Source organism: Moraxella sp. FZLJ2109, from assembly GCF_024296965.1.
Classification (GTDB): Bacteria; Pseudomonadota; Gammaproteobacteria; order Pseudomonadales; family Moraxellaceae; genus Moraxella.
The window spans coordinates 1,195,265-1,222,057 of record NZ_CP101112.1; the positions used below are offsets into that span (position 1 = coordinate 1,195,265).

26 protein-coding genes and 1 tRNA gene are annotated in these 26,793 nt (G+C 43.8%); 11 read left to right on the forward strand and 16 right to left on the reverse strand.

What is annotated here, in order from left to right; genetic code table 11:
* Positions 1–5 precede the first annotated feature (5 nt).
* From murA to NKU06_RS05475, 5 genes are all read left to right on the forward strand, one after another.
* Entirely contained in the window at positions 6–1,268 is a 1,263-nt protein-coding gene (gene murA, locus NKU06_RS05455) for a UDP-N-acetylglucosamine 1-carboxyvinyltransferase (RefSeq protein ID WP_253224406.1), read from the forward strand.
* A gap of 93 nt (positions 1,269–1,361) precedes the next feature.
* Positions 1,362–2,021 carry an ATP phosphoribosyltransferase gene (gene hisG, locus NKU06_RS05460; RefSeq protein WP_253224405.1) on the forward strand — a complete coding sequence of 220 codons (660 nt, stop codon included), beginning with the start codon at positions 1,362–1,364 and terminating at the stop codon, positions 2,019–2,021.
* A gap of 30 nt (positions 2,022–2,051) precedes the next feature.
* On the forward strand, positions 2,052–3,347 hold the full coding sequence (hisD, locus tag NKU06_RS05465; protein WP_254729311.1) for a histidinol dehydrogenase: 1,296 nt from the start codon (positions 2,052–2,054) through the stop codon (positions 3,345–3,347).
* Positions 3,348–3,431: 84 nt separating this feature from the next.
* Positions 3,432–4,517, forward strand: coding sequence for a histidinol-phosphate transaminase (gene hisC / locus NKU06_RS05470; protein WP_254729313.1), 1,086 nt, complete (start codon positions 3,432–3,434; stop codon positions 4,515–4,517).
* Between the two features lie 191 nt (positions 4,518–4,708).
* A complete protein-coding gene (locus NKU06_RS05475; RefSeq protein ID WP_254729315.1) occupies positions 4,709–6,235 on the forward strand; it encodes a fumarate hydratase in 1,527 nt (508 codons plus the stop codon).
* A gap of 164 nt (positions 6,236–6,399) precedes the next feature.
* On the opposite strand, the gene NKU06_RS05480 is transcribed toward NKU06_RS05475, so the two are convergent.
* From NKU06_RS05480 to NKU06_RS05500, 5 genes are all read right to left on the reverse strand, one after another.
* Positions 6,400–6,813, reverse strand: coding sequence for a hypothetical protein (locus tag NKU06_RS05480; RefSeq protein WP_254729317.1), 414 nt, complete (start codon positions 6,811–6,813; stop codon positions 6,400–6,402).
* A gap of 451 nt (positions 6,814–7,264) precedes the next feature.
* Positions 7,265–8,536: a transcription termination factor Rho gene (gene rho, locus NKU06_RS05485; RefSeq protein ID WP_253224400.1), complete on the reverse strand. Its 1,272-nt coding sequence runs from the start codon at positions 8,534–8,536 to the stop codon at positions 7,265–7,267.
* A 235-nt stretch (positions 8,537–8,771) separates the two neighbouring features.
* Positions 8,772–9,200 (reverse strand): DoxX family protein, encoded by a 429-nt coding sequence (locus tag NKU06_RS05490; RefSeq protein ID WP_254729319.1) that lies wholly within the window; start codon positions 9,198–9,200, stop codon positions 8,772–8,774.
* Between the two features lie 147 nt (positions 9,201–9,347).
* On the reverse strand, positions 9,348–9,830 hold the full coding sequence (locus tag NKU06_RS05495; RefSeq protein ID WP_254729321.1) for a helix-turn-helix domain-containing protein: 483 nt from the start codon (positions 9,828–9,830) through the stop codon (positions 9,348–9,350).
* Positions 9,831–10,189: 359 nt separating this feature from the next.
* On the reverse strand, positions 10,190–10,843 hold the full coding sequence (locus NKU06_RS05500) for an IS1595 family transposase (RefSeq protein WP_253223938.1): 654 nt from the start codon (positions 10,841–10,843) through the stop codon (positions 10,190–10,192).
* A gap of 344 nt (positions 10,844–11,187) precedes the next feature.
* On the opposite strand from NKU06_RS05500, the gene NKU06_RS05505 reads away from it, so the two are divergent.
* Together NKU06_RS05505 and NKU06_RS05510 are read left to right on the forward strand one after the other, a co-directional pair.
* Positions 11,188–11,841, forward strand: coding sequence for an IS1595 family transposase (locus NKU06_RS05505; RefSeq protein WP_254728721.1), 654 nt, complete (start codon positions 11,188–11,190; stop codon positions 11,839–11,841).
* Between the two features lie 123 nt (positions 11,842–11,964).
* The gene (locus tag NKU06_RS05510) at positions 11,965–12,243 is read left to right on the forward strand and encodes a helix-turn-helix transcriptional regulator (protein WP_254729324.1); all 279 of its coding nucleotides are present in this window, start codon (positions 11,965–11,967) and stop codon (positions 12,241–12,243) included.
* A gap of 384 nt (positions 12,244–12,627) precedes the next feature.
* On the opposite strand, the gene NKU06_RS05515 is transcribed toward NKU06_RS05510, so the two are convergent.
* Both NKU06_RS05515 and NKU06_RS05520 read right to left on the reverse strand, forming a co-directional pair.
* Positions 12,628–13,779: an ATP-binding protein gene (locus NKU06_RS05515; protein ID WP_254769566.1), complete on the reverse strand. Its 1,152-nt coding sequence runs from the start codon at positions 13,777–13,779 to the stop codon at positions 12,628–12,630.
* 430 nt (positions 13,780–14,209) lie between these two features.
* Positions 14,210–14,827, reverse strand: coding sequence for a helix-turn-helix domain-containing protein (locus NKU06_RS05520; RefSeq protein WP_254729326.1), 618 nt, complete (start codon positions 14,825–14,827; stop codon positions 14,210–14,212).
* 78 nt (positions 14,828–14,905) lie between these two features.
* Here NKU06_RS05520 and NKU06_RS05525 point away from each other — a divergent pair, with 78 nt between their 5' ends.
* Together NKU06_RS05525 and NKU06_RS05530 are read left to right on the forward strand one after the other, a co-directional pair.
* Positions 14,906–15,214, forward strand: a complete 309-nt coding sequence (locus NKU06_RS05525; protein ID WP_254729037.1) for a transposase — start codon at positions 14,906–14,908, stop codon at positions 15,212–15,214.
* Entirely contained in the window at positions 15,214–16,080 is an 867-nt protein-coding gene (locus NKU06_RS05530; RefSeq protein WP_305884402.1) for an IS3 family transposase, read from the forward strand. Before NKU06_RS05525 ends, NKU06_RS05530 begins: the two co-directional genes overlap by 1 nt.
* A gap of 65 nt (positions 16,081–16,145) precedes the next feature.
* Here the strand turns inward: NKU06_RS05530 and NKU06_RS05535 are convergent, their stop codons facing one another.
* Entirely contained in the window at positions 16,146–17,357 is a 1,212-nt protein-coding gene (locus tag NKU06_RS05535) for an ATP-binding protein (protein ID WP_254729331.1), read from the reverse strand.
* 216 nt (positions 17,358–17,573) lie between these two features.
* On the opposite strand from NKU06_RS05535, the gene NKU06_RS05540 reads away from it, so the two are divergent.
* The gene (locus NKU06_RS05540; RefSeq protein ID WP_254729333.1) at positions 17,574–18,824 is read left to right on the forward strand and encodes a Fic family protein; all 1,251 of its coding nucleotides are present in this window, start codon (positions 17,574–17,576) and stop codon (positions 18,822–18,824) included.
* A 256-nt stretch (positions 18,825–19,080) separates the two neighbouring features.
* Here the strand turns inward: NKU06_RS05540 and NKU06_RS05545 are convergent, their stop codons facing one another.
* Positions 19,081–19,602, reverse strand: a complete 522-nt coding sequence (locus NKU06_RS05545) for a hypothetical protein (RefSeq protein WP_254729334.1) — start codon at positions 19,600–19,602, stop codon at positions 19,081–19,083.
* A 222-nt stretch (positions 19,603–19,824) separates the two neighbouring features.
* Here NKU06_RS05545 and NKU06_RS05550 point away from each other — a divergent pair, with 222 nt between their 5' ends.
* Complete coding sequence (locus tag NKU06_RS05550; protein WP_254728721.1) at positions 19,825–20,478, forward strand: IS1595 family transposase; 654 nt, start codon at positions 19,825–19,827, stop codon at positions 20,476–20,478.
* Between the two features lie 137 nt (positions 20,479–20,615).
* Here NKU06_RS05550 and NKU06_RS05555 read toward each other — a convergent pair whose 3' ends face one another.
* The 7 genes from NKU06_RS05555 to pstB all read right to left on the reverse strand — a co-directional run bounded on the left by NKU06_RS05555 (position 20,616) and on the right by pstB (position 26,720).
* Positions 20,616–21,521, reverse strand: coding sequence for an IS3 family transposase (locus NKU06_RS05555; RefSeq protein ID WP_371928036.1), 906 nt, complete (start codon positions 21,519–21,521; stop codon positions 20,616–20,618).
* A complete protein-coding gene (locus NKU06_RS05560) occupies positions 21,482–21,790 on the reverse strand; it encodes a transposase (protein WP_254729037.1) in 309 nt (102 codons plus the stop codon). The genes NKU06_RS05555 and NKU06_RS05560 overlap by 40 nt, the downstream gene beginning before the upstream one ends.
* 317 nt (positions 21,791–22,107) lie before the next feature.
* A tRNA-Gly gene (locus tag NKU06_RS05565) sits at positions 22,108–22,183 on the reverse strand.
* A gap of 177 nt (positions 22,184–22,360) precedes the next feature.
* A complete protein-coding gene (locus NKU06_RS05570) occupies positions 22,361–23,851 on the reverse strand; it encodes a Ppx/GppA phosphatase family protein (protein WP_254729335.1) in 1,491 nt (496 codons plus the stop codon).
* A gap of 1 nt (position 23,852) precedes the next feature.
* Positions 23,853–24,890 (reverse strand): phosphate regulon sensor histidine kinase PhoR, encoded by a 1,038-nt coding sequence (phoR, locus tag NKU06_RS05575; RefSeq protein ID WP_253224373.1) that lies wholly within the window; start codon positions 24,888–24,890, stop codon positions 23,853–23,855.
* A gap of 29 nt (positions 24,891–24,919) precedes the next feature.
* Positions 24,920–25,612, reverse strand: coding sequence for a phosphate regulon transcriptional regulator PhoB (gene phoB / locus NKU06_RS05580; RefSeq protein WP_254729337.1), 693 nt, complete (start codon positions 25,610–25,612; stop codon positions 24,920–24,922).
* 301 nt (positions 25,613–25,913) lie between these two features.
* The gene (gene pstB / locus NKU06_RS05585; RefSeq protein WP_254732165.1) at positions 25,914–26,720 is read right to left on the reverse strand and encodes a phosphate ABC transporter ATP-binding protein PstB; all 807 of its coding nucleotides are present in this window, start codon (positions 26,718–26,720) and stop codon (positions 25,914–25,916) included.
* Positions 26,721–26,793: the final 73 nt, after the last annotated feature.

Below are 26,793 nucleotides of genomic sequence, written 5' to 3' on the forward strand. Positions count from 1 at the left end.
ATTTCATGGATAAATTTAAAATCACAGGCAAAAGCCGTATCGCAGGTGAAGTTGCCATTTCTGGCTCAAAAAATGCCGCCTTGCCGCTGCTTGCTGCCATGCTGTTGCCAAATGACGAAACCGTTTTGCACAATGTCCCGACGCTCAAAGACACCGACACTTTGGTGAAATTGATCGCAGGCACAGGCGTAAAAATCGTCAAAGAAGGCAATACAGTCACCGCAGATGCGCGCACTGTGACAGATTATTATGCGCCGTATGAGCTGGTACGCACCATGCGTGCATCAATTTTGGTGCTTGGCCCATTGCTTGCGCGCTTTGGTGAAGCCGAAGTGTCGCTACCAGGTGGCTGCTCGATTGGCTCGCGTCCTGTGGATCAGCATCTAAAAGCCTTTGAAGCGTTGGGCGCGACCATCACGGTCGAAAATGGCTATGTTAAAGCCAAAGCCCCTGCAGGTGGTCGTCTGATTGGCTGTGATTTTAGCTTTGATATGGTGACAGTTGGCGGTACTGAGAATGTCATCATGGCGGCGACTTTGGCGCGTGGCACGACTCGCCTAGAGAACTGCGCGACCGAGCCTGAAGTCGTTGATCTTGCCAATATGCTTGTGGCAATGGGTGCAAAAATCAGCGGCATCGGCACGACGACGATGGTCATCGAAGGTGTCGAAAGCTTGCACGGCTGTGAGTATAGTGTCATCGCAGACCGTATTGAGACAGGTTCGTATTTGGCGGGTGCGCTGATGAGCGAAGGTGATGTACTGACCACCAATACATCGGCTGAGTTTTTACATCCTGTCTTGAAGAAGTTTGAAGCGATGGGCGCGACCATCACCACAGGCGATGACTGGATTCGCGCGGTGATGAAAGGTCGTCCAAAGGCGGTGGATATCCGTACGCAAGTGCATCCAGGCTTCCCAACCGATATGCAAGCACAGCTGATGGCGGTGTGCTGCCTAGCTGAAGGTACAAGTACCATCATCGAAAATATCTTTGAAAACCGCTTCATGCATGTGCCAGAGCTGCAGCGCATGGGTGCAAACATCCGCGTCGATGGTCATACCGCCATCGTTGAAGGGGTGGAGAGCTTCAGCCCAGCGCCTGTGATGGCGACGGACTTGCGCGCATCGATGTCGCTGGTAATGGCGGCAGCGTGTGCCGAAGGCGAGAGTATCATTGACCGCATTTATCACATTGATCGCGGTTATGATGATGTTGAAAACAAACTGCGTGCCTTGGGCGTGAATATCGAACGCATCAAAGGCTAAGCCAGAACGCACCACTGTCTAGGCGGTGCGTTTTTTCTTAATTTGTATAGATAAAATTAGACAAAAAAATTAGAAAAACCTTAGAGAATTGTCATGGCTGATCCAATGCAAACAAGCCAATTTGACGGCTTAACCATCGCTCTATCTAAGGGGCGAATTTTGAACGAAACTTTACCGCTATTTGCCAAAGCAGGCATTGCGCCGCTTGAAGATATGGAAAAATCACGCAAGCTGATTTTTGAGACCACAGATCCTGCAGTGCGTTTGCTGATTTTGCGCGCATCTGATGTGCCGACTTATGTTGAGCATGGAGCGGCCGATATTGGCGTGGCGGGTAAAGATGTCTTGATGGAATATGATGCCCAAGTCTATGAATTACTTGACCTTGACATCGCCAAATGCCGCCTGATGACTGCAGGCATCAAGGGAGTGAGTCTGCCCAATCGCCGCCTGCGTATCGCCACCAAATATGTCAATGTTGCGCGCCAGTATTTTGCAAGCCTAGGCGAGCAGGTGGATATCATCAAGCTGTATGGCTCGATGGAACTTGCGCCATTGGTGGGCTTGGGCGATCTAATCGTCGATGTCGTCGATACGGGTAACACCTTGCGCGCCAATGGACTTGAGCCGCTTGAGACTATTTGCCAAGTGTCATCACGCCTGATTGCCAATCCTGTCAGCCATAAGCGCAAACTTGCCAAGCTTGAACCGATTTTGCAGATTTTAGAAGATGCGGTCAAAGCCAATCGCTAAGTATCGTTGAATAAGAATAAGGATAATTGAATGAAAAAATTAGATTCCGCACAAGCAGATTTTGACGCACAATTGGCAGAATTATTGGCTTTTGAAACGGTGACTGATGCCAATTTGGTTGCGACCGTCGATAACATCATCGCCGATGTGCGCCGCCGTGGTGATGATGCGGTGCTTGAGCTTACCCAAAAATTTGACCGCCATCCTGCGACATCGATGAGTGAATTATTCATCAGCCAAGCCGTGCTAAAGGCAGCATTTGATGACTTAAGCGATGAAGTGCGCGCGGCATTGAAATTATCTGCTGAGCGGATTTTTGCTTTTCATGAGTATCAAGTGCAGGACGGCTTTCGCTTTACCGACAGCCTTGGCAATATGCTTGGGCAAAAAATCACCCCGCTTGACAGCGTCGGCATCTATGTCCCTGGTGGCTTGGCAAGTTATCCATCATCGGTGCTGATGAATGCCATTCCTGCCAAGGTCGCAGGCGTGGCGAACATCACCATGGTCGTGCCAGCACCCGATGGACAGCTCAATCCTTTGGTATTGGCGGCGGCACACTTGGCGGGCGTCAATACGGTGATTACCATCGGTGGCGCGCAGGCGGTGGCGGCATTGGCTTATGGCACGGCATCGATCGCGAAAGTGGATAAAATCACAGGCCCTGGTAATAAATTTGTCGCAGCGGCAAAGCGCGCGGTCTTTGGGCAAGTGGGTATTGATATGATCGCAGGGCCATCTGAAGTGCTGGTCTATGCCGAAGGTGAAGCTGCGGATAATGCTGAGTGGTTGGCGATGGATTTATTGTCACAAGCTGAGCATGATACGGTGGCACAGGCGATTTTTGTGACGACAAGCAGCGAGCAGCTACTGGCAGTGGAAGCGGCGATTGAGTCGGCATTGGCTCGCTTACCAAAGGCAGACATTGCCAAAGCCGCACTGGCAGCGCGCGGGGCGTTGATTTTGGTCAAAGATCGCGCCGAAGGCATGGCGGTGATCAATCAAGTTGCGCCTGAACATTTGGAGCTGTCATTGGATGATCCTGAGTCGGTGATTGGCGATATTCGTCATGCAGGGGCGATTTTTATGGGTCGCCACACCCCTGAAGCCATCGGCGATTATTGCGCAGGCAGCAACCATGTCTTGCCGACATCAGGCACGGCGCGATTCTCATCACCGCTTGGGGTGTATGATTTTCAAAAGAAATCATCATTGATTTATTGCACCCAAGATGGTGCAGTACCGCTTGCAAAGACGGCGGATATTTTGGCGATCGAAGAAAATTTGGAAGCGCACGCCTTATCGGCGCGTTATCGTCATCAGTGATTTGGGTTTGTGGCAAGGGGAGAAATTGAACTTTGCCACAAACTTCATACAGCTTGATTTAAAGAATTTTTTAAGGAAAATCCAATGACCATCGACAATCGCCTATGGAGCGCCAAGGCAAAAAGTCTGACGCCGTATGTACCCGGTGAGCAGCCCAAGCATGACAATCTGTGCAAATTAAACACCAACGAAAACCCATTTCCGCCAAGTCCAAAAGCTGTCGCTGCCATGCAGGTAGTGCTTGCTGATGATGCTGCAGCACTGCGCTTGTATCCTGAGCCTGAGTCAGATGGTTTGCGTCAGGCGTTGGCGGCGTATTATGGTCTAGATAGTAGCGAAGTTTTTGTTGGCAATGGCTCAGATGAGGTGCTTGCACTGGTGTTTGCTTGCTTTTTTACCAAAGACAAGCCGCTATTGACCCCTGACATCAGCTACAGTTTTTATCCTGTGTATGCTGATACTTTTGGGGTGGCGGCGCAGACTGTGCCGCTTGCTGATGATTTTTCTATCCATGTTGCTGACTATGCCCAGCCGTGCGATGGTGTGATTCTTGCCAATCCAAACGCGCCGACAGGCAGACTGCTGCCGCTTGACGACATTCGCACTTTGCTTACTCAGCATCCTGATGCGGTGGTGGTGATCGATGAAGCGTATATCGACTATGCCGATGATGTCAAGGCGGCAAGTGCGATCAGTCTAATCCGTGAGTTTGATAATCTGGTGGTAACACAAACTTTCTCAAAATCTCGCGCTCTAGCCGGTCTGCGCGTCGGTATGGCATTTGCCAATCCAAGCCTGATCGCTGCACTGACCGCCATGAAAAACAGCTTCAACAGTTACCCGCTCGATCGCGTGGCGCAAGCAGGCGCGGCGGCAAGTGTGGCGGATGTCGAGTATTTTGAAAGTCGTCGCACCGAAGTGATTCATCTTCGCAATCAGCTAACGGCTGATTTGACCGCACTTGGCTTTGATGTACTGCCATCAGCGGCAAACTTTGTCTTTGCTACCAAACAAGGCACGGACGCTGCTGATATCGCTGCCAAACTGCGCGAAGATGGTGTGATCGTCCGTCATTTTAAGCAAGCGCGTATCAAAGATTATCTGCGCATCAGTGTCGGTACAGCTGCACAAAACGCGCGCTTGATCAAAGTGCTCAAGCAGGTGTTGTGAGTGTGAATTGATTGAAAATTTATAATAAATTTTATAAACCTTGCAATTTTTTCAATCATAATAATTTGTTATTAGCATGAATTTTTTATGCAAATAATGATAGAATAGCTTAAGTTTACAGGGTCTTGGCAGTGCGTGCCAAGTAAAATTAGCCGTTTGCAGTTTGCAAATTCGCCAAAAAGGAAGTCATTATGACGATTATTAAACAAGATGATTTTATCCAAAGTATCGCCGACGCGTTCCAGTACATCAGCTACTATCATCCGACTGATTACATTGAAGCCTTGGTTGAAGCCTTGGAAAAAGAAGAAAACCCAGCGGCAAAAGACGCGATGACGCAGATTTTGGTCAATAGCCGTATGTGTGCCGAAGGTCATCGCCCGATTTGCCAAGATACAGGCATTGCGACCGTATTTTTGAAAGTCGGCATGAATGTACAATGGGATGCAAGCATGAGCGTCGCGGACATGGTCAATGAAGGCGTGCGCCGCGCGTACAAAAATGCTGACAATACCTTGCGTGCATCAGTTCTGGCCGATCCTGCGGGCAAGCGCCAAAATACCAAGGACAACACCCCAGCGGTCATCCACATGGAAATCGTCGCTGGCGACAAAGTGGAAGTGACTTGTGCGGCAAAAGGTGGCGGCTCTGAGAATAAATCAAAACTTGCCATGCTAAATCCATCAGACAGCATCGTGGATTGGGTGCTCAAAACCGTCCCGACCATGGGCGCAGGCTGGTGTCCACCAGGTATCCTAGGCATCGGTATTGGCGGTACGCCAGAAAAAGCGGCGCTACTTGCCAAAGAATCACTGATGAGCCACATCGATATTTATGAGCTAAAAGATAAGGCAGCATCAGGTGCTGAGCTGAGCACTACCGAAGCATTGCGTCTTGAGCTGTATGAGAAAGTCAATGCGCTAGGTATTGGTGCACAAGGCTTGGGCGGCTTGACCACAGTACTGGATGTCAAGATCCTAGACTACCCAACGCACGCAGCATCTAAGCCTGTGGCGATGATTCCAAACTGCGCAGCGACGCGCCATGTCGAGTTTGAACTGGATGGCTCAGGTCCTGTGGAGCTGACACCGCCAAATCTGGATGTGTATCCAGACATTACCTATAATCCAGAAAATGGCAAGCGTGTCAATGTCGATACCCTAACCAAAGAAGAAGTGGCAACATGGCAAACAGGCGATGTGCTGCTACTAAGCGGTAAAATCTATACTGGCCGCGACGCTGCGCACAAGCGCATGACTGATATGCTGAATAATGGTGAAGAGCTGCCAGTTGATTTCACCAATAAACTGATCTACTATGTCGGCCCTGTCGATCCTGTGCGTGATGAAGTGGTTGGTCCTGCTGGCCCGACGACAGCGACGCGTATGGATAAATTCACCCGTCAGATGCTGGAGCAAACTGGTCTGCTTGGCATGATCGGTAAATCTGAGCGTGGTCAAGCGGCGTGTGAAGCCATCGCGGATAATAAAGCGGTGTATCTGATGGCGGTGGGTGGCTCAGCTTATCTGGTCTCAAAAGCGATCAAAAAAGCACAAGTGGTTGCTTTCCCTGAGCTTGGTATGGAAGCGATCTATGAATTTGAAGTCAAAGATATGCCTGTGACCGTCGCTGTCGATAGCAGCGGTAGCTCAGTACACGCGACTGCACCGAAGATTTGGCAAGCCAAAATCGGTAAAATCCCAGTGGTTGAAGCTTAAGTATTGTCACCACACAATCACCCAAATCATCACGGTTTGGGTGATTTTTTTATTGTGATTTATTTGGTGATAATTTAGCGGTAAAACTAAGACAATAAAAAAGAGAACCCGAAATGGATTCTCTTTTATGAAGAATAATTTAAGCAGTTAAGACTGCGTTAAAATTATTTAGCTTCTTCTTTAGCAGCTTCTTCAGCTTTTGGAGCTTCTTCAGTTGCAGCAGTTGCAGCGTCTTGTGCAGTTTCAGCAGCAGCTTGAGCTTGGTCAGCAGCAGCAGTTGCAGCGTCAGCAGCAGCAGCGCCTGCAGTGGTAGCAGCGTCAGCAGCAGCTTCGCCTGCAGCTTTAGCAGCGTCGCCAGCAGCTTCAGTAGCAGCTTGTGCAGCGTCAGCAGCAGTGTTTGCAGCGTCAGCAGCAGCTTCACCAGTTGCAGCAGCAGCTTCGCCTGCAGCTTCAGTTGCAGTTGCAGCAGCTTCAGTAGCGGTAGCAGCAGCTTCTTGAGCTTTTTCTTCAGCTGGCTTTGAGCAAGCAGTTAGGGCTAGAGCAGCGATTAGTGCAGATGCGATTAGTTTAGTTTGCATGGTAAACTCCAATTAAGAGATAAGATGTTTTGACAGAAAAACACCCATGAACGACATAAAAACCTTCGGACAGCCGCGCTGCCGAATAGCCCTTATTACTCATCCATAGGTAATACACTGTGTGTTGCGCATTAGATTAGTATAATGCAATTTAGCATAAATAAAAACAATTTTCTTTACAAGCTATCATAGAAGTTGTAACAAAATGTTTCTACTTCACTGTTTGCAGACTAAACAAGCAAATGACCCTATCAATGATCATGCTAAACATACGCTGACAGTTCGGTGTTAAAACTATGGTAACATAAGATTGACAGTCTTACAATATTTCGATATCAAAAAATCGCCAATTTTGCCATAAAATTGTAATATTTGCTCAAATTTTGTACAAAAAATACCCAAGCCAGACATTGTCAAGCTTGGGGTAGATTGTCGCTGATGGATGGTGGCGTCAGCTATTTTGGGCTTTTTTGACCATTTGCTCAAAAAATTCATCATTGGTCTTAGAATCTTTGAGTCGTTCTAGCAAAAATTCGGTCGCTTGCGAGTCATCCATTGGCTGCATCAATTTGCGCAGTACCCAGACACGGCGCAGGGTATCTTCATCAAGCAGTCGCTCTTCGCGGCGCGTGCTTGATTTTTTGATATTAATTGCAGGGAAGATGCGGCGTTCCGCCAAATCACGCTCAAGGGTAATTTCTTGGTTGCCTGTGCCTTTAAATTCTTCAAAAATCACGCTGTCCATCTTCGAGCCTGTGTCAATCAGAGCAGTTGAGATGATGGTTAGACTGCCGCCTTCTTCGACATTACGCGCTGCACCGAAGAAGCGCTTAGGACGCTCAAGCGCATTGGCATCAACACCGCCTGTCAGTACCTTACCACTTGATGGGATGACGGTGTTATAAGCGCGCGCCAAACGCGTGATACTGTCTAGCAAAATCACCACATCTTGCTTATGCTCAACCAAGCGTTTGGCTTTTTCGATGACCATCTCAGCCACTTGGATATGGCGCTGTGGCGGCTCATCGAAAGTTGATGCGACGACTTCACCGCGTACGGTGCGCTGCATTTCGGTGACTTCTTCTGGGCGTTCGTCGATCAGCAGTACGATCAGATAGCATTCTGGGTGGTTTTTGGTGATGGATTGGGCGATGGTCTGTAGCAGCACCGTTTTACCGGCTTTTGGCGGAGCGACAATGATCGAGCGCTGACCTTTACCGATCGGTGCGATCAGATCGATGATGCGACCGGTCAAGTCTTCGGTTGTGCCGTTGCCTGTCTCTAGTACCAGTTGCTCGGTTGGGAAAAGCGGGGTTAGGTTTTCAAAAATCAGCTTATGACGGCTGCGATCAGGGGTGTCAAAGTTGATTTCGCTCACCTTTAATAGTGCAAAATAACGCTCCGAGTCTTTGGGCGGGCGGATTTGACCTGCGATGGAGTCGCCTGTTTGTAGATTGAAGCGGCGGATTTGGCTTGGGCTGACATAGATATCGTCAGGGCCTGCCAAGTACGAGCCTTCAGATGAGCGCAAAAAGCCAAAACCATCGGGCAAAATCTCAAGCACACCATCACCGTAGATGGCTTCGCCGTTTTTGGCGTGGGTTTTTAGAATAGCGAAGATGATGTCTTGTTTGCGGCTTCTTGCCATGTTATCAAGACCCATGGCTTCGGCGATGGCAAGCAGTTCGCCGACAGATTTTCTTTTAAGTTCGGTTAAGTTCATAGAATTAAGTCAATATATAGACAAAAAAATGACAATCAGTGCATGATGCACCGAAAAATAGGTGAGAGAAAAAAGAAAAATGCAATCATGAGACACAGATTGCAAGCCTGCTCATATTAAGGCGAAAGCGTGATATTGTCAAGTGATATAGCGACTGTTTTTGGTCAATCAGCCAAAATATGAGCAACCAGAAGTGAGCATGGCAAATTTGATGGTCAAATCTGCCATAGAAAAATTAACGATCGTATGATTTGGACAAAATACCGTCGATACTAAAGCTGCCCGCACCGTGCAGCATCAGTGCAAAAAAGCCGCCGCCGATGGCGAAATTTTTCATAAAATCCATCGCCTGCTCGGGCGCGCTGTGCATGATGAATGCCGCTGCGATGGCAAATGTACCAATGACAAGCGCCACAAAGCGTGTCTGTATGCCAAATAAAATCATCAAACCGCCGATGAACTCGACGACGATGACCAATGGCAATAGGGTAGTGGGCACGCCACCTGCCTGAAAATACGCGGCAGTACCCGCGTAGTTGGTGATTTTCGCCCAGCCTGATGTGATGAACAGATACGACAGCAGCAGGCGCGCAACTAAGGCGACAATGCTACCGATGGTGGGATGGGCTAGGATTTTGTCAATGAGCTGATTAGGGCTTGGCATTAGATTTCCTTATAATGAGAGAAAAGTGCTGCCATTGTAAGAAAATCGCATCGCCAAATATAGGGGCATTTTTACAACATAACATTTCAAAAATGCAATGGTGGGTTGCAAGCATTACCCCCTTACCCAAATTCACAACACAGTGGATTAAGCACCAGTTGCTGCTTGTATTGCTTGGGCGAGCAGCCGAATTGTGTCTTGAAACTGCGGCCTAAAGTGCACAGCATCATTAAATCCCCACTTATACGCAATCTGCGAAATGCTCAGCCGATGTTGGGTGTTGCTTAGATCTTGGCGGCAGGCTTCGAGTCTTTGACGCCATAGGTACTGTGAAGCGGACATTTCTTGGCTTTGAAATAATCGATGCAGATAGCTGGTTGAGATATTGAGCTCTTGGGCGATGGTTTTGATGGTGAGATCAGCATCCATCAGTCTGGCATTAATGTGCCGCTTGATACGCTCAATATGGTACAGCTCCAATGATGGCGTAGGTGTGGACTGCTGCTCGGTTGCCAGTGTTGCTGCCAAAAGCTCAAACAACCCCCGCTTGATCCCTGTCATTTGCTGAGTGCTGAGTGCGGCATCATCACTTAGCTCATGGATTAATGAGCTCATTAATTGTAAAAACAAAAATCCTGCGCCTGACTGCCCATCGATGGGTTTGGCGATGAGACCCCAACCTTGGCAATCTTGGGCGACTATTTTTCGACGAATAACCTTATTTTACCTTAAATAATCTCTTTATATATCAATATCTTATGATTATTATCAGTGTGGATGCTGATTGCACGCTTTGATGACTTTTTATTTTTTGGCACGAAAAACAATAGGGTAAATTTACCCCATCATTTTTCGTATTTTATCATAATTTTGAATTTTTTGCTCTTGTGATTGCTGATGAAAGTTGTAGGTATTGATGGATTTGAATTATTTTAATTTTATATTTTCTATTTAATAATATTAATTTTGGGGCTGTACTAGATAAACCCCTAAACCCCACACCATTTTCTTAACAATCTTAATTGATTGGATGGTGTGCCATAGTTAAATCTAAACTCGCATTCTTTGATAAATAAATGAAAATGCTTTTTGTCAATACCGTTATATTTTCTTAGAATGCGTTTGGATTGCGACCAAAAGTTTTCAATGCCGTTAATATGATTATGATTGTTTGCAAATTCTTTGGAATGATTAATTCTAAAGTGTTTAAAATCACTCACATCTAAAGCATTATAACTTCGATAGCTATCTGTATAAACCACGCTATCAGGTTTGATTTTACTGGCAATAATAGGCATTAATGTCTTAGCTTTGGTATCTTTAACACAGGCAGTATAAACCTTACCATTGCGTTTTAAAAGACCAAATACGGCAACTTTGCCAGCAGCAGCACGCCCACGCTTGCCTTTACGAATGCCACCGAAATAGCTTTCATCCAATTCTACTTCACCGTCAAATAATTCACAAGCTTCAAGGTTTAAGCGATATTCAATCACCAAGCGAATTTTATGATAAAACAAAGCAGCTGAATTATGATGTATCTCTAACAAATCAGCAGCTGATCTTGCGGTGACTTCAAGCACAAAAAATTCAAGCAGTTTAACTTGAACTTTTTTACTTAATTTACAACGGGTTATCTTCATAAAACTAGTATAGCATTGTTGCTAATCTAGTACAGCCCCTTAATTTTTTTTATTAAAATCTTGTAAATTGTCAGTTTGGTTTGGGATTTGGTATGTCAATTTTGCGGTGATTGATGGTGTTGTTCACCGCATATTTTGCGGAGAATATGTGGTGTAATTGCTACACATATGGCAAAATTGAGAATGGCGATCCTAAGTCACATCAATGATTTGGTTGAAAAAGGAATTTTGGTGAAGTCACTAGCTTCTGGGCGCAGTCAAAGTTATGAGCTGAGTTGTCTTATAGAGTAGCTACAAAAAAGTTAGGGGCTGTAGTAGATTAGCACTTATGCTATACTACAAACATGAAGATAACTCGTTGTAAATTAAGTAAAAAAGTTCAAATAAAACTGCTTGAATTTTTTGTTGCACAAGTTACTGCTAGAACAGCAAGTGATTTGCTTGGCATTCAGCACAATTCAGCAGCTTTATTTTACCGCAAAATCAGACTTGTGATAGAATATAATCTCAACCTTGAAGCTCACACTTTGTTTGATGGTGAAGTAGAGCTTGATGAAAGCTACTTCGGTGGCATTCGCAAAGGTAAGCGAGGTCGTGGCGCTGGTGGTAAAACAGCTGTATTTGGTCTTTTGAAGCGTAATGGCAAGGTTTATACTGTTGTGGTAAAAGATACCAAGCAAAGCACCTTAATGCCTATCATCTCAAGCAAAATCAAGCCAGATAGCATCGTTTACACAGATAGTTACAGAAGCTATAATGCTCTTGATGTGAGTGAGTTTAAACACTTTCGCATCAATCATTCCAAAGAGTTTGTCAAAGACCACAACCACATCAACGGCATTGAAAATTTCTGGTCTCAAGCTAAACGAGTACTTAGAAAATACAATGGCATTGACAAGAAAAACTTCCATCTTTTTATCAAAGAATGTGAGTTTAGATTTAACTACAGTACACCATCTAATCAGCTTAAAATATTGAGAAAATGGTGTGGGATTTAGACCTTATCTACTACAGCCCCAAAAGTTATTCATGCATGAATTTGATTAAATATTATCAAAAACTACCAAAAATCCCGTAAATTTGATAAAATAATATCAAAATTAAACCAAGTTGAGGTGGTTATGCTTCATCTGTATGACGATATTGATGCACGCTTGGCTTTGGCAGCGTATCTAAAACAAAAACGCAAAGATGCCAAGCTGTCACGCCGAGCACTGGCTGAAAAATCCTTGATTCCTGAGCCAACCATTCGTCGGTTTGAGAATACAGGTCATATTTCTTTGAAGAACTTTTTGTTATTGTGGATGATTTTGGATGACATTGCTCGGTTTATGGAATTAACCAAACCTGTAGCAATCAAACCCAAAACCATCGCCGAGGTGCTTGCTTATGATAAGTAACTATCAGCCGACTCGGTATTTGAGTGTTTTGTACTGGCATATACCATTTCAATGATTGCTCAGCATTTAGATGAGATATATCAACAAAATAAGAGTTTGTTGGTTTGACAATTCAAGGCTAAACTTTTCTAAAATGATCATTGAAAACTTGTCTTAATATAGAAAAAGTTTCAATCATACTTGAAACTTTTTCTATATATACAAAAGTTTCAAGTATAAACTAATTGCCCAAAAGTCAATTAGCGACAAGCTGAGATAAAATACGATAATTTACGGCAAATTACGATAAAATATGGCAAATTGCGATGAAGTTGTCTAAACCTCCCACTTTATTGGAGCTGGAAATGAGGGATTGGTATACCACTACACGCTTTGACCGCTTTATTATGAATTACCCAACAAAAACTCACCAATATGCTGATGCACAACCCCATCAATATTTTCCTGCCAAAAATCATCCATTGTAATCACATATTTTGGATAATTATCCGCAATGGCCTGCAAAGGCGAGAATTCCCGCTGGACGGTTTGTTCGCTTTCTAATTTATACGCTACTTGGATATAGATTTTCTCGCTTTGCTTTTGGGCGATAAAATCAATTTCTTGCGTACCCAATTTACCAATATACACTTGATAGCCACGGCGTTTGAGTTCTAAATAAACCAGATTTTCCAAAATACCTGAAATTAGACTTGTGCGAAAACCCATTGTGGCGTAAAGTAAGGACACATCGCCTAAATAGAACTTTTCTTGGGTTTTCAAAATCTCTTTACCTTTAATATCAAACCGCTCAACACGGTGTAAAATAAAGGCACTTTCTAAAGCTTTTAAGTAGTTATAAACGGTGTTTAAATCCACTTTTCGCTGTTGGCTTTTGAAATAATCCGCTACATTTTTGCCTGAAAATGTGTTGCCGATATTGTCAAAAGCATATTTAACGATACGTTCGAGCAGCTCCACATCACGAATTTTGTGGCGTTGCACCGTATCTCGTAAAATCACAGATGCATAAATATCTTGCACGATTTTATAGACAGTTTCCTGCTCATAATCTGCCGTATGCACCATCGGAAAACCGCCTTTGCGTAAATATTCTGTGAAAAGCGCGGTGGGATTTTGTATAGTTTGCTGTGAGTAGCCTGCCTTAAAATCCAAAAATTCTTGATACGATAAGGTAAAAATCGGGATTTCTACATAACGCCCAGCAAGATAAGTTGCCAATTCAGACGACAATAAATGCGAGTTTGAGCCTGTGATATAAAGGTCAAGATTGAAATCCACCATAAAGGCATTAACAGCTTTTTCCCAATCAGCCACTTCCTGAATTTCATCAAGCAAAAGGTAGTATTTTTCAGCGGTCTGAATTTTCTCTTTCACAAGGGTATAAAGCTTGTCTGCAGTTTTAAAATCAGCATAGGCAAAACTTTCAAAATTAATATGAATAATTTGTTGCTCGGCAATGCCTTGTGCCAATAATTGTGCTTGCAATAGCTTGATAACCGTTGATTTTCCTGAACGGCGAATGCCTGTAATCACTTTGATTAAAGGCATATTGATAAAGGGTTTTAGTTGTTTGAGATAGTTTGGGCGGTTAATCATCTTGAATCAATTTTTGGGTTGTATCCTTAATATCAAGATGATTTTATCATTTATTTATGGATATAACCATAAAAACTTTAATTATTTGTGTATTATTAGGGTTATAACAAGAAAAAAACATCTTTATGTGTTCTTCTTTTGAAATAGCTCAAGACTGATTTAATCCAGTTTAGCACTGCGTACCCAATAGTTCGATTATCCCACTCATATATTGCAATATTTTATATGACAAGCTTTGCCATTCTCAGCTTATACTCGATACTGTACTGCTGACACTGTTTGTCATGAGAGAATACTCTCCTAGCTTGGGGTATAAGCTTTTATGGGGTGTCTAGGAATGTTGTGCTGGTATATATCTATGCGATTGCTACATCATTCTTTTGCGAAAATCACTGGGCGATAAACCTGTTAGCTGCTTAAACTGCCTACTAAATGCACTATGATCAGAGTATCCACACTGAATAGCGATCTCAATCACGGATTCATCGGGGCTTTGTAGCAGTTTGATGGATTTTTCTAAGCGGATTTTTTGCAGCATTTGCTGTGGTGATAAATTTAATACTGAACGGAAAAGCCTTTCCAATCTAGAAATACTAAGTCCTGCTATGTTTGCAAGTTCACTGATGGTAATTTTATGTTCAGCATTATCTTGCATATAGCGAATGACAGTCGCTAGCTTCTCGTGATTTTTTAATTGGTAGCTATTATCCTTATCAATGTCAATAGAAACACCTACCATTGCAATGATTTCATTTGTTTTATTATAAATTGGGATTTTGTGCGTAATACACCAACCCAACTTGCCTGATGGATAGGTATGTAGCTCGAGCTTGTCCACAATGGGTGAACCTTCCAAAACTTTTAAGTCTTGCACCATATACTCTCCCCCTTGCTTGTCACCAAACATTTCTGCAGGAGTTTTGCCAATAATTTGCCCATCATCACTAACATCAAGCCTGGTCTTTAGTGTTTGATTGACTGCCATATATTGAGCTTGTACCGGTACAATATTCCCAGACACCCCATAAGAGGTTATACTACCCCAAACTAGGAGTAATCTCTCATGACAAAACAGCGTAAGCAGTACAGCACTGAGTTTAAACTAGAAATGGTCAAACTCATTGAAGAGCAAAATCAGCGTGTTGTTGATGTTGCTAGGCAATATGATATCGGTAAATCTACTTTAGAAAACTGGCTTAAACGTTATCGTCTTGAACTTCAAGGCAAGCCATTAGCCACAGGTCATGCTCTAACACCAGAACAACGAGAGCTTGAACGACTTCGTAAAGAAAATGCCCAGCTAAGACTTGAGCGAGATATTTTAAAAAAGGCATCCGCTCTATTAGCTCAAGACAGCTTACTATCCCGCTAATAGAGCAATTGATGGGGCAATACAGCATCAGTAAAGCAAAGCTGTGTCAGCTATTTGGTATTTGCCGAAGTACTTATTATGTCAAGCAAAAACCAAAACTGCCAACACGTAAAGAGATTAATCTGCGCCTATGGGTAAAACAAGCGTTTGATTGCTCTAAAGGATCGGCAGGCTCTAGAAGTATTGCTGCTATGGTTAGTCGTGCTCATCAGATTAAACTAACACGCTATAAAGCGCGTCAATTAATGAGAGCACAAGGACTCATCAGTCGCCAAAGCATCAAGCATCGCTATCGCTTAGCTGATCAAGCACATACAGCGCATGACAACTTGCTAAAACGGCAGTTTGCACCAGCTGCACCCAATCAAGTATGGGTATCGGATGTGACGTATATTCACACCAAAGCAGGATTTTGTTATTTGGCTGTGGTGATGGATTTATATGCCAGACACATCATTGGCTTTGCCATGAGTGATCATCCAAACAGTGAGCTGACCACCAAAGCATTAACCATGGCTTATACCATACGCTTTCAGCCAACCGGTGTGTTATTTCATTCAGATCAAGGATCTCATTACACCAGTCGCGCCTTTGCTGATGCCGTTGCTAGATGTAAGATGACACACAGTATGAGTAGAAAGGGCAACTGCTGGGATAATGCACCAACAGAGCGTTTCTTTCGAAGTTTTAAATATGAGTGGATGCCAAAACATGGCTATGAGAATATCCAAGAAGCAAAAGTAGACGTGGCAAATTATATCCTTGGCTATTACAGTCAACTCAGACCCCACAGCTTTAATAACTACCTAAGCCCTGTCGAAAAAGAACGACAGTTTTTTAACAAAACCCTCTTAGGGGTTGTTTGAAAATAGTTGACCGGTACAATTGTAGTAGTGAATGTATTCATCAATCACTTTGGTGTACCGGCGCATCATCCACCCAAAATCTCTCTCAAAAATACCCTCAAACTCAAACACTGTATCCCTTCAAAAGTATTGCCATCAAATTCGTCCATTGTCACCACATATTTCGGGTAGTTGTCTTGGATTTTCAGCAGGTTGCCAAATTCTCGCTCAAGCGTTCTTTCTTCATTAATGGTCAGCGCGGCCTGCACATAAATACGTTCGCCATTCTTCTCTGCTACAAAGTCAATTTCTTGGCTATTTAAACCGCCGATTTTGACATCATAACCTGCGATTTGAAGATGATTGAATATGCAGTTTTCAAGCAATTTGCCACGATCTTGTACCCGATAGCCAATCAGGGCGTTTCGCAAACCTAAATCTTCAAAATAGTATTTTTCGCCAATCTCAAAAATGCGTTTACCTTCAATATCATAGCGTGGTACTTTGTGAATTAAAAAGGCGTTGGCAAGATATTCCACATAATTTTGTACCTGCATGCTTGATGTGGTAATTTTCTGCGATTTTAAAAAATCAGAGATTTTTTTTGCGGAAAACAGATTGCCGATATTACTCGCTAAAAATTGCGTAAGTTGCTCTAAAAATTGCACATTTCGTAACGCATAACGGTTCACAATATCCCGAATGGCAATGGTAGAATAAATATTTCGTAGATATTCAAACACAATATTGTCTTGCAACGGCAAGTCTTTCAAATAAGGCAAACCGCCATATTTCAAAAACAGCGACATCGACTTATCGCTATCGTCCAGTTTCATAAATTCAAGAAATTCAAAATAGGACAGGGAGTGGACATTAATTTCAATCGCTCGCCCACTCAGGCTACCTGCAATATCCCGTGAAAGCAAATGAGCATTGCTACCCGTGCAATACAAATCCAATTCGTCATCTAATAAAAGCGAACGCAACGCTTGTTCAAAATCTGTAATTTCTTGAATTTCATCGATAAAAATGTAATTTTTTTGACCGCTCTTTTTCTGCTCTTGCACAAAATCATTCAGGCTCTCTGCGGTTGTAATGTGACTAAATGCCAAGTCTTCTTTGTTGATATAAATAATGTGGGCATTTTCATCCACTGTTTGAATCTCTTGCATAATCTGAAACAGCAAATAGCTTTTACCCACACGGCGTTGCCCAGTAAACACTTTAATCAAACGCTTTCCGATAAACGGGCGTACCGCTTCAAGGTATTTTTGACGATAAACTAAATCTTTTTTCACGGTAAAATCCTAAAACTATAATTGCTATTTTAGCTTAATATAGAAAAAGTTTCAATTATACTTGAAACTTTTTCTATAAATAAAAAAGTTTCAAGTATAAACTAATTACCCAAAAGTAAATTGATGATAAATTGCGATAAAATACGATAATTTACGACAAATTACGATAAAATAAGGTAAAATACGATAAGTTGCGACATTTTATGGGAAATAACGATGAAATTACCCAAGCCACCTACTTTATCAGAACTAGAAGCAAGTGATATTTCGCCTGTGCTTTTGGGATATTTGGCAGAGCATCCACCGACAGATGCCAAGGGGCGTTATTTGTCATGGGAGCAGTTTCGCTATCGTCACCCAACTAACAGCAAACGGCGCTGGCTTGCTCAAAAACTCAACCGTCATACCATCATGCAGTCGATGCATATTGGCGGTTATCAATTCTCATATTGCTTACCACACAGCCTACAAGCCAAGCTATATCATATTGAGCATCGCTATCATCAATGGCAATGGTCCATTGATACCGAAGAACTGCTCTTTGAAGAGCCGATTACCAGTGCTCAGCTTGAAGGTGCATCCACCACACGCAAGGTTGCCAAAGAACTTCTCGGCAGTCGCCGTGCACCTATAAACAAAAGCGAAGTGATGATTGTCAATAATTATCACTTGATGCAAGCAGTGAAACAACAAATAAATCAACCGCTTGATATCGCTATGATTTTGCAATTACATCGCATCGCCACAGAAGGTGCGATTGACAATGATGCGATTTCGGGTGAATTTCGCCAAGATGATGAGATTGTCATTGCTGATTATGATGGGCAAATTGTCCATCAACCCCCTGCATGGCAGACGCTACCGACCTTGATGCAGGCGTATTGTGATTTTGCTAATGCCGATCATCAGGGGGATGACTTTATCCATCCGATTGTCAAAGCGATTATTCTGCATTTTTTACTCGGCTTTATTCATCCTTTTGGTGATGGCAATGGTAGAACTGCCCGAGCTTTGTTTTATTGGTCGCTACAAAAATCAGGCTATACGCATTTTGATTATATCTCCATCAGTCGCTTATTGCACAAAGCGCCCAAGCAGTATGCGCAAAGCTATATTGATGTAGAAACTGATGAATTGGATATGACTTATTTTATTGCTTATCAGCTTACTATCATTAATCGTGCCATTAACGATTTGCAGGCGTTGCTATCGATTGACCAAGCATCACAATCTATGCCAAAGTCCGCACCTGCAAATCTGGCTGTTGATTATAGCAATCTTAGTATCCATCAGTATCAGCTACTCACCAATACGCCAGCTGATCAGGTTTTGACCGCCAAACAAGTATCTAATGAGCTTGGCATCTCAGACAGTACCGCTCGTAAGCTACTCAATGAACTTGAGAGCATGGGATTGGCAACCACTGTGCGTAATGGTCGTGGTAAGGGGTATTTGTTGGTGAAGTAGGATTGATGTTGCCTTTAAGTGCTTTAAGTTAAGGCTTGTTTTACATAGTTTGAGATTTTGGTGACCTAATTAATCTCTCTAGTTCTTTTGGGTTATATGCCAAATGTTAAGCCAATTTCATCATTTTTTTATGGGTATAACCATAAAAAACTTCATTATTTGAATATTTTTATGGCTATGATAAAAACTGCGCTCGCTGCTTTGATAACCACTTGGGATAATTTCATCCAGTTTAGTGTCAAGCAATGAAATCCTTTTACCTCCCCACATCCTGCAAATACCCAAAACGATAAAATGGCTCATGGTAATCATGATACAGTTTTCTTAAATTTGTTGTATCTCGGCAAAGCATGGCGGTGCGGATATTTGTTCGATAGACATCTAGGCAGGTGCGTAATGAGCCGATGAAGTCTTTGATTTCAGATGATTGAAGATTAGATGGTTGATATAAACACTCAATATTATCTAGTATTAACAAATATCGCTGATTACCTGAGATAATTTGCTCAAATACAACTCTTAAAGAATAACAGCTATCTGCTTGATTGGGACAAACAGCTGCAATCATCTGCGACATAAAATGCTGATAAATAGATACTTGCACATCAGCAAAGTCATAATAAATCACATGAATGTCAGTATCTTTAGCCAGTCTTTCAAAGACTTGTTTATAGTCATCCAATCGATACAAATACGCATCATCACTGCTATAAAACACAGCAGTATCCAATATCCCTTCACAAAAGGCATCAAAGATACGCGTTGGTAGGTCTTTCATGGGTTTTGGGCTAACAATCATGATGAATTAGACAAAAGGGTGTTAGTCAATTATAGTGGGTTGCAAGATGCCTAGCTATAAATTTTTTAGCATAATTGCAAGTTCTATGAGTAAAGCTTGACTAACTGGCGACAGTATCGCACCTCTTCGTGAAATAATTTGAGATTCGGGATTTAAAAATATGGGGCTGTAGTAGATTAGCACTTATGCTATACTACAAACATGAAGATAACTCGTTGTAAATTAAGTAAAAAAGTTCAAATAAAACTGCTTGAATTTTTTGTTGCACAAGTTACTGCTAGAACAGCAAGTGATTTGCTTGGCATTCAGCACAATTCAGCAGCTTTATTTTACCGCAAAATCAGACTTGTGATAGAATATAATCTCAACCTTGAAGCTCACACTTTGTTTGATGGTGAAGTAGAGCTTGATGAAAGCTACTTCGGTGGCATTCGCAAAGGTAAGCGAGGTCGTGGCGCTGGTGGTAAAACAGCTGTATTTGGTCTTTTGAAGCGTAATGGCAAGGTTTATACTGTTGTGGTAAAAGATACCAAGCAAAGCACCTTAATGCCTATCATCTCAAGCAAAATCAAGCCAGATAGCATCGTTTACACAGATAGTTACAGAAGCTATAATGCTCTTGATGTGAGTGAGTTTAAACACTTTCGCATCAATCATTCCAAAGAGTTTGTCAAAGACCACAACCACATCAACGGCATTGAAAATTTCTGGTCTCAAGCTAAACGAGTACTTAGAAAATACAATGGCATTGACAAGAAAAACTTCCATCTTTTTATCAAAGAATGTGAGTTTAGATTTAACTACAGTACACCATCTAATCAGCTTAAAATATTGAGAAAATGGTGTGGGATTTAGACCTTATCTACTACAGCCCCAAAAATATAGATTCTGATAGAGGCTTAGTAATCAAAAAGTCTGTTTCTGATGACTGTAGCATAAATCTCGGTAAAAGAGTAACGCCGCCGAATAATGTATGTACCGGTCAACTATTTTCAAACAACCCCTAAGAGGGTTTTGTTAAAAAACTGTCGTTCTTTTTCGACAGGGCTTAGGTAGTTATTAAAGCTGTGGGGTCTGAGTTGACTGTAATAGCCAAGGATATAATTTGCCACGTCTACTTTTGCTTCTTGGATATTCTCATAGCCATGTTTTGGCATCCACTCATATTTAAAACTTCGAAAGAAACGCTCTGTTGGTGCATTATCCCAGCAGTTGCCCTTTCTACTCATACTGTGTGTCATCTTACATCTAGCAACGGCATCAGCAAAGGCGCGACTGGTGTAATGAGATCCTTGATCTGAATGAAATAACACACCGGTTGGCTGAAAGCGTATGGTATAAGCCATGGTTAATGCTTTGGTGGTCAGCTCACTGTTTGGATGATCACTCATGGCAAAGCCAATGATGTGTCTGGCATATAAATCCATCACCACAGCCAAATAACAAAATCCTGCTTTGGTGTGAATATACGTCACATCCGATACCCATACTTGATTGGGTGCAGCTGGTGCAAACTGCCGTTTTAGCAAGTTGTCATGCGCTGTATGTGCTTGATCAGCTAAGCGATAGCGATGCTTGATGCTTTGGCGACTGATGAGTCCTTGTGCTCTCATTAATTGACGCGCTTTATAGCGTGTTAGTTTAATCTGATGAGCACGACTAACCATAGCAGCAATACTTCTAGAGCCTGCCGATCCTTTAGAGCAATCAAACGCTTGTTTTACCCATAGGCGCAGATTAATCTCTTTACGTGTTGGCAGTTTTGGTTTTTGCTTGACATAATAAGTACTTCGGCAAATACCAAATAGCTGACACAGCTTTGCTTTACTGATGCTGTATTGCCCCATCAATTGCTCTATTAGCGGGATAGTAAGCTGTCTTGAGCTAATAGAGCGGATGCCTTTTTTAAAATATCTCGCTCAAGTCTTAGCTGGGCATTTTCTTTACGAAGTCGTTCAAGCTCTCGTTGTTCTGGTGTTAGAGCATGACCTGTGGCTAATGGCTTGCCTTGAAGTTCAAGACGATAACGTTTAAGCCAGTTTTCTAAAGTAGATTTACCGATATCATATTGCCTAGCAACATCAACAACACGCTGATTTTGCTCTTCAATGAGTTTGACCATTTCTAGTTTAAACTCAGTGCTGTACTGCTTACGCTGTTTTGTCATGAGAGATTACTCCTAGTTTGGGGTAGTATAACCTCTTATGGGGTGTCTGGGAATATTGTACCGGTGCAATCGATGTATATTTTGGCTTAATAATGTAGCTTACTGCTTAAAATTGAGTTGGGGTAATTTTTCCAATATTTTGACTTATTGAAAAAGAGCCAATGGGCACATTTTAGGCACAATTTGGGCACACAAAAATTTGCATGTGCCCAACTTATCAAAAGTGGTCACGCAACAGCACAAAGAAACAACTGCCCAAACCTTTGATTTTAAACAACAAAAAAGCCCAAACCGTTCGATTTGGGCTTTTTAAAATTTGGAGCGGGAAACGAGATTCGAACTCGCGACCCCAACCTTGGCAAGGTTGTGCTCTACCAACTGAGCTATTCCCGCATATCAGCGTTTTGCTTATTTGCTTAGCATCTGTCGCTGTATGGGTGCGTATTATACAGGATTAAATTTCTCCGTCAAGCACTTTTTTCAAAAAATTTGCGATTTTTGCGAAAATTTTTGATATTTTTAAAAATTATCATATAAATCAATATCTTGTGATGAATAAATTTTAAAAACTCACACCCCAGCAACCGACAAATCAATCCCCCATTTGGCGAACCACGGCGTTTCATCGCCAATGTCGATGACGCAGGCTTGATGTTCCGGTTTATCGATCTGCACTTGGATGTGCCAATGATCGCTGTCAGTGATGATCAGGCGCAGCTGCTGCTTGCCAAGCTCGGTACGCGTGTGATTAGCAACGACTGCTAGGCGCAAAATCAGCGCCAGATGCGCCAAAGCAACACCGCCAGCCTTGGTGATGACGCCATAATCGACACTGGTGATCGCGCGGCGATGGTGGCGCACCAGATGTGACAGCTGTTCTTGGTCGGTGCGACTAAAGCCTGCCATATCAGCGTGCTTGAGCATATAAGCGCTGTGCTGATGATAGCTGCCGTGACCGATGGCAAGCCCAATTTCGTGCAAAAAAGCTGCGCGTCTGAGCATCTGCTCAGCACCAAGCGGAAGTTTTAGCGTACTTTCGACTTGCTCAAAAAGAGATTGCGCGGTTTTGGCGACGCGTTTGGCTTGTTTTTTATCGACATTAAACCGCATCATCAGCGCCTGCACACTGTCATCGCGCACATCATCATTACCAAAGCGCGCAAGCATATCATACATCACGCCTTCACGCAGCGCGCCATCACAATAGCGCATTCGGCGAATGCCAAAGACTTTCATCACCGCTAGCAAAATCGCCACACCGGCAGGAAAAATCGCCTTGCGATAAGCCTTGACACCATCTAGGTCAATCTCATCGATATGCTGCCAGCGGATCAGTGCGTCTTTGAGTGCTTCAACGCCTGCTAGGGTGATCTCATCGCCAAAGCCAAAACCTGTAAGTGCTTGCTTGATGGTCTTGATCGTGCCTGATGAGCCGATGACTTCATCAAAGCCTGTTTTCTTGTAGCGATTGGCGTGGTGGATGATCTCTTTTTGGGCAGCGTAGATGGCTTTTTCAAAATCCAGTGCAGTGATTTGACCTGATTTAAAAAACCGCTGAGTAAAGCTGACCGAACCCATCTGCGCGCTTTCGGTGAGAATCGGCAAGGCTTGTTTACCGATGATCAGCTCGGTTGAGCCGCCGCCGATGTCCACCACCAGTCGCTGCCGACTGCTTGGGCAAGTGTGCGACACGCCAAGATAAATCAGACGCGCCTCTTCGCGACCTGAGATGACTTCGATGGGGCTTGGCAAGATAGCATTGGCTTTTTGGATGAACTGATCGCCATTGACCGCACGCCGCAGAGCATTGGTGGCGACCACGCGCACATGATCGGCATTGATGTCGGTCAGCCGCTCAGCAAAGCGCGCCAAGCAGTCCAATCCGCGCAATTGCACATCATCAGACAGTTGATCGTATTCATCAAGCCCTGCGCCCAGCTGCACTTTTTCGCTCATCGATGCGATTTTTTTGAGTTTATCGCCGTGGCGTTCGGCAATGGCAAGGTGGATGCTGTTCGAGCCGATATCGACCGATGCTAATTTTTCGGTATTTTCAAGCATATCAGTGCGCCTGTCTGTGTGCGTGTGGGTCGATCAGATGGCTTTTTGAGAAAATGATACGAAAAGTCGAGCCATGTCCTTCTTTAGAATCAATCTCAAGGCGTGCGTCGTGTTTATTGAGCACATGTTTGACGATGGCAAGTCCAAGCCCTGTGCCGCCTGTCGCGCGACTGCGACCGCTATCAACGCGATAAAACCGCTCGGTCAGCCGCGACAGATGTTCATGACTGATGCCGATGCCATTGTCAATGACGCTCAAATGCGCTTCATCGCCGACTTCTTCCCAGATGATGTCGATCTCGCCGCCAGCAGGGGTGTATTTGATGGCATTGGTCACAAGGTTTAAGATCGCGCTGTACAGATAGCCTTCAATGCCCAGTACATTTTTATTGGTATCCAGATGCACATCGATCAGATGTCCTTGCTGATTGCTGGCTTGGGCATTGTCAAAAACCTGCATCAACAGCCGCGGCATATCGACCGCGACTTTAGGCTTGGTCTCATCGCTTTCTAGGCGCGATAACATCAATAAATCATTGATCAAATCATTCATACGCACCGCTTGCTCTTGCATCAGCTTAATGCCGCGCGCCCATGCAGGCTTGATATCATCTGCATGTGAGAAATTTTCAAGATAACCCAAAATCACCGTCAAAGGCGTGCGCAGCTCATGCGAGACATTACCTACAAAGTCTGTCTTCATCTGCTCAAGGTGCTGCTGCTGCGTGTAGTCTTGTAAAGTAATCAGGTGCGAGCCATCGGACAAAGGCTTGATTTGAATGCGCAACACATCACCTGCCACGCTTGGCGATGGTGCGCGAAATTCGTGGCTGATGGCGGTGTTTTCGTGGATTTTTTGGGTGATGGTGTCAAAAATCTGTGTACCAAACAGCGTCTTTGGCACGGTGATGGCGGTGCTTGTCTGGTGCAAAAGCGTGCTTGCGATGGTGTTTTGGTACACGATTTGTTGGTCTTTTAATTGCACCACGCCTTCGTCAATGTGTTCTAATAGCAAGGGATGGATGGGCTGGATTGTCATGATTACTCTGTATAAAACTGGGGCAAACCCTATTTATCCGAAAAGCGATAGCCCGTACCGCGCACCGTTTGGATATAAGCATCCGCGCCATAAGGCTTGAGCAAATTGCGCAAACGGCGGATATGCACATCGACCGTGCGCTCATCGATATAGACATTGCCGCCCCATACGCCATCGAGAATCTGCGCGCGGGTGTAGGCGCGTTCGGCGTGATTGATGAAAAATAACAACAAGCGATATTCGGTACTGCTCATGGCGATCTCAGTATCATTCGCCATCACGCGCTGACCTGCGGCATCGATGACAAGATTGCCAATGCTGGTGCGCTGCTCATTACCGACGCCATGCACGCGGCGCAGCACTGCTTTGACACGGCTGACCAGCTCGCGCGTGCTAAATGGCTTGGTGATATAGTCATCGACACCGATGTCAAAGCCAAGCACTTTATTGTCTTCTTCGCCTTTTGCGGTGAGCATGATGATGGGAATGTCGGCGGTGGTGGCGTCTTTTTTTAGGCGTTTGGCAAAGTCAATGCCCGATTCGCCAAATGGCATCATCCAATCAAGTAAAATCAAAGCAGGCTTGGTATCGACCACCGCCACGGCAGCAGCATGGGTGTCAAAGGCTTGAACGGCTTGAAAATCCGCCAATTCTAAGGTATTGACAATCAGCTCACTGATGGCAGGTTCGTCTTCGACAACTAAAATGGTGGGCGTGCTCATAAAATTCCTTGTGCGTGCGTCGTTGTATGCGTCCAACAATGCTTTGGCGATGTCTTTATAGTCTAATGGTTTTTGGGCTGATGTCAAATGTTTGTGGCTGTCAAAGTGTGTTTTTGCAAGATTTTGCCACTTGGTATGATTAAGTGCTTAATCTTGCTTTGCTAAATGGATTTTAAAATCGTGCAGCCAAACTGGGATTGAAATGATAAAAATCGAATGATATCAAAAACTTAAACTTATCAATATTCAGCTTATTCACCCAGCTTGTGACAGCTGCACTATTTTAATGGCTTGACCAATCTCAGCCGTGACGACCAGCGATATAGTCGGCAGTGGCTTGCATTTTTGGTGCGTTAAAGATTTGCTCAGTTTTGCCCATCTCGACCATATCACCCAGATACATATATGCAGTGTAGTCCGAGCAGCGCACTGCTTGCTGCATATTGTGCGTGACGATGGCGATGGTGTAGTCTTTTTTCAGATCGTGGATCAACTCTTCGATTGCGCCTGTTGAGATCGGATCAAGTGCTGAAGTCGGCTCGTCCAATAGCAGTACTTCAGGGCGTGTGGCGACAGAGCGCGCGATGCACAGACGCTGCTGCTGACCGCCTGACAGTGACAGACCTGATTTTTTCAGCTTGTCTTTGACTTCATTCCACAGTGCAGATTTTTTCAATGCCCATTCGACGCGTTCATCCAGCTCAGCTTTTGAAAGATTTTCGTACAGACGCACACCAAAGGCAACATTGTCATAGATTGACATGGCAAAAGGGGTTGGTTTTTGGAATACCATACCAACACGAGCACGCAGCAGATTGACATCGACATTGCCATCTAGGATGTTGTGATTATCAAGGATGATCTCGCCTGTGGCTTTCATGCCGTCATACAGGTCGTACATACGGTTGAAGGTGCGCAGTAGCGTTGATTTACCGCAGCCTGATGGACCGATGAACGCGGTGACTTTTTTGTCAGCGATGTCAAGATTGATGTTTTTGAGCGCGTGATAATCGCCGTAGTAGAAGTTTAGGTTTTTGACTTGTACTTTGGCGGTGGCGGTGGCTTGTGCTTGGCTGCGTTCGTTGGTGGTGTTCATGGTTTGTGGCATGGTGGCTGAGTTAAAGTTTAGCATGGTGTATCCTTGTACTTCAATTTAAGTGAATTTCTATAGCAACATCTAT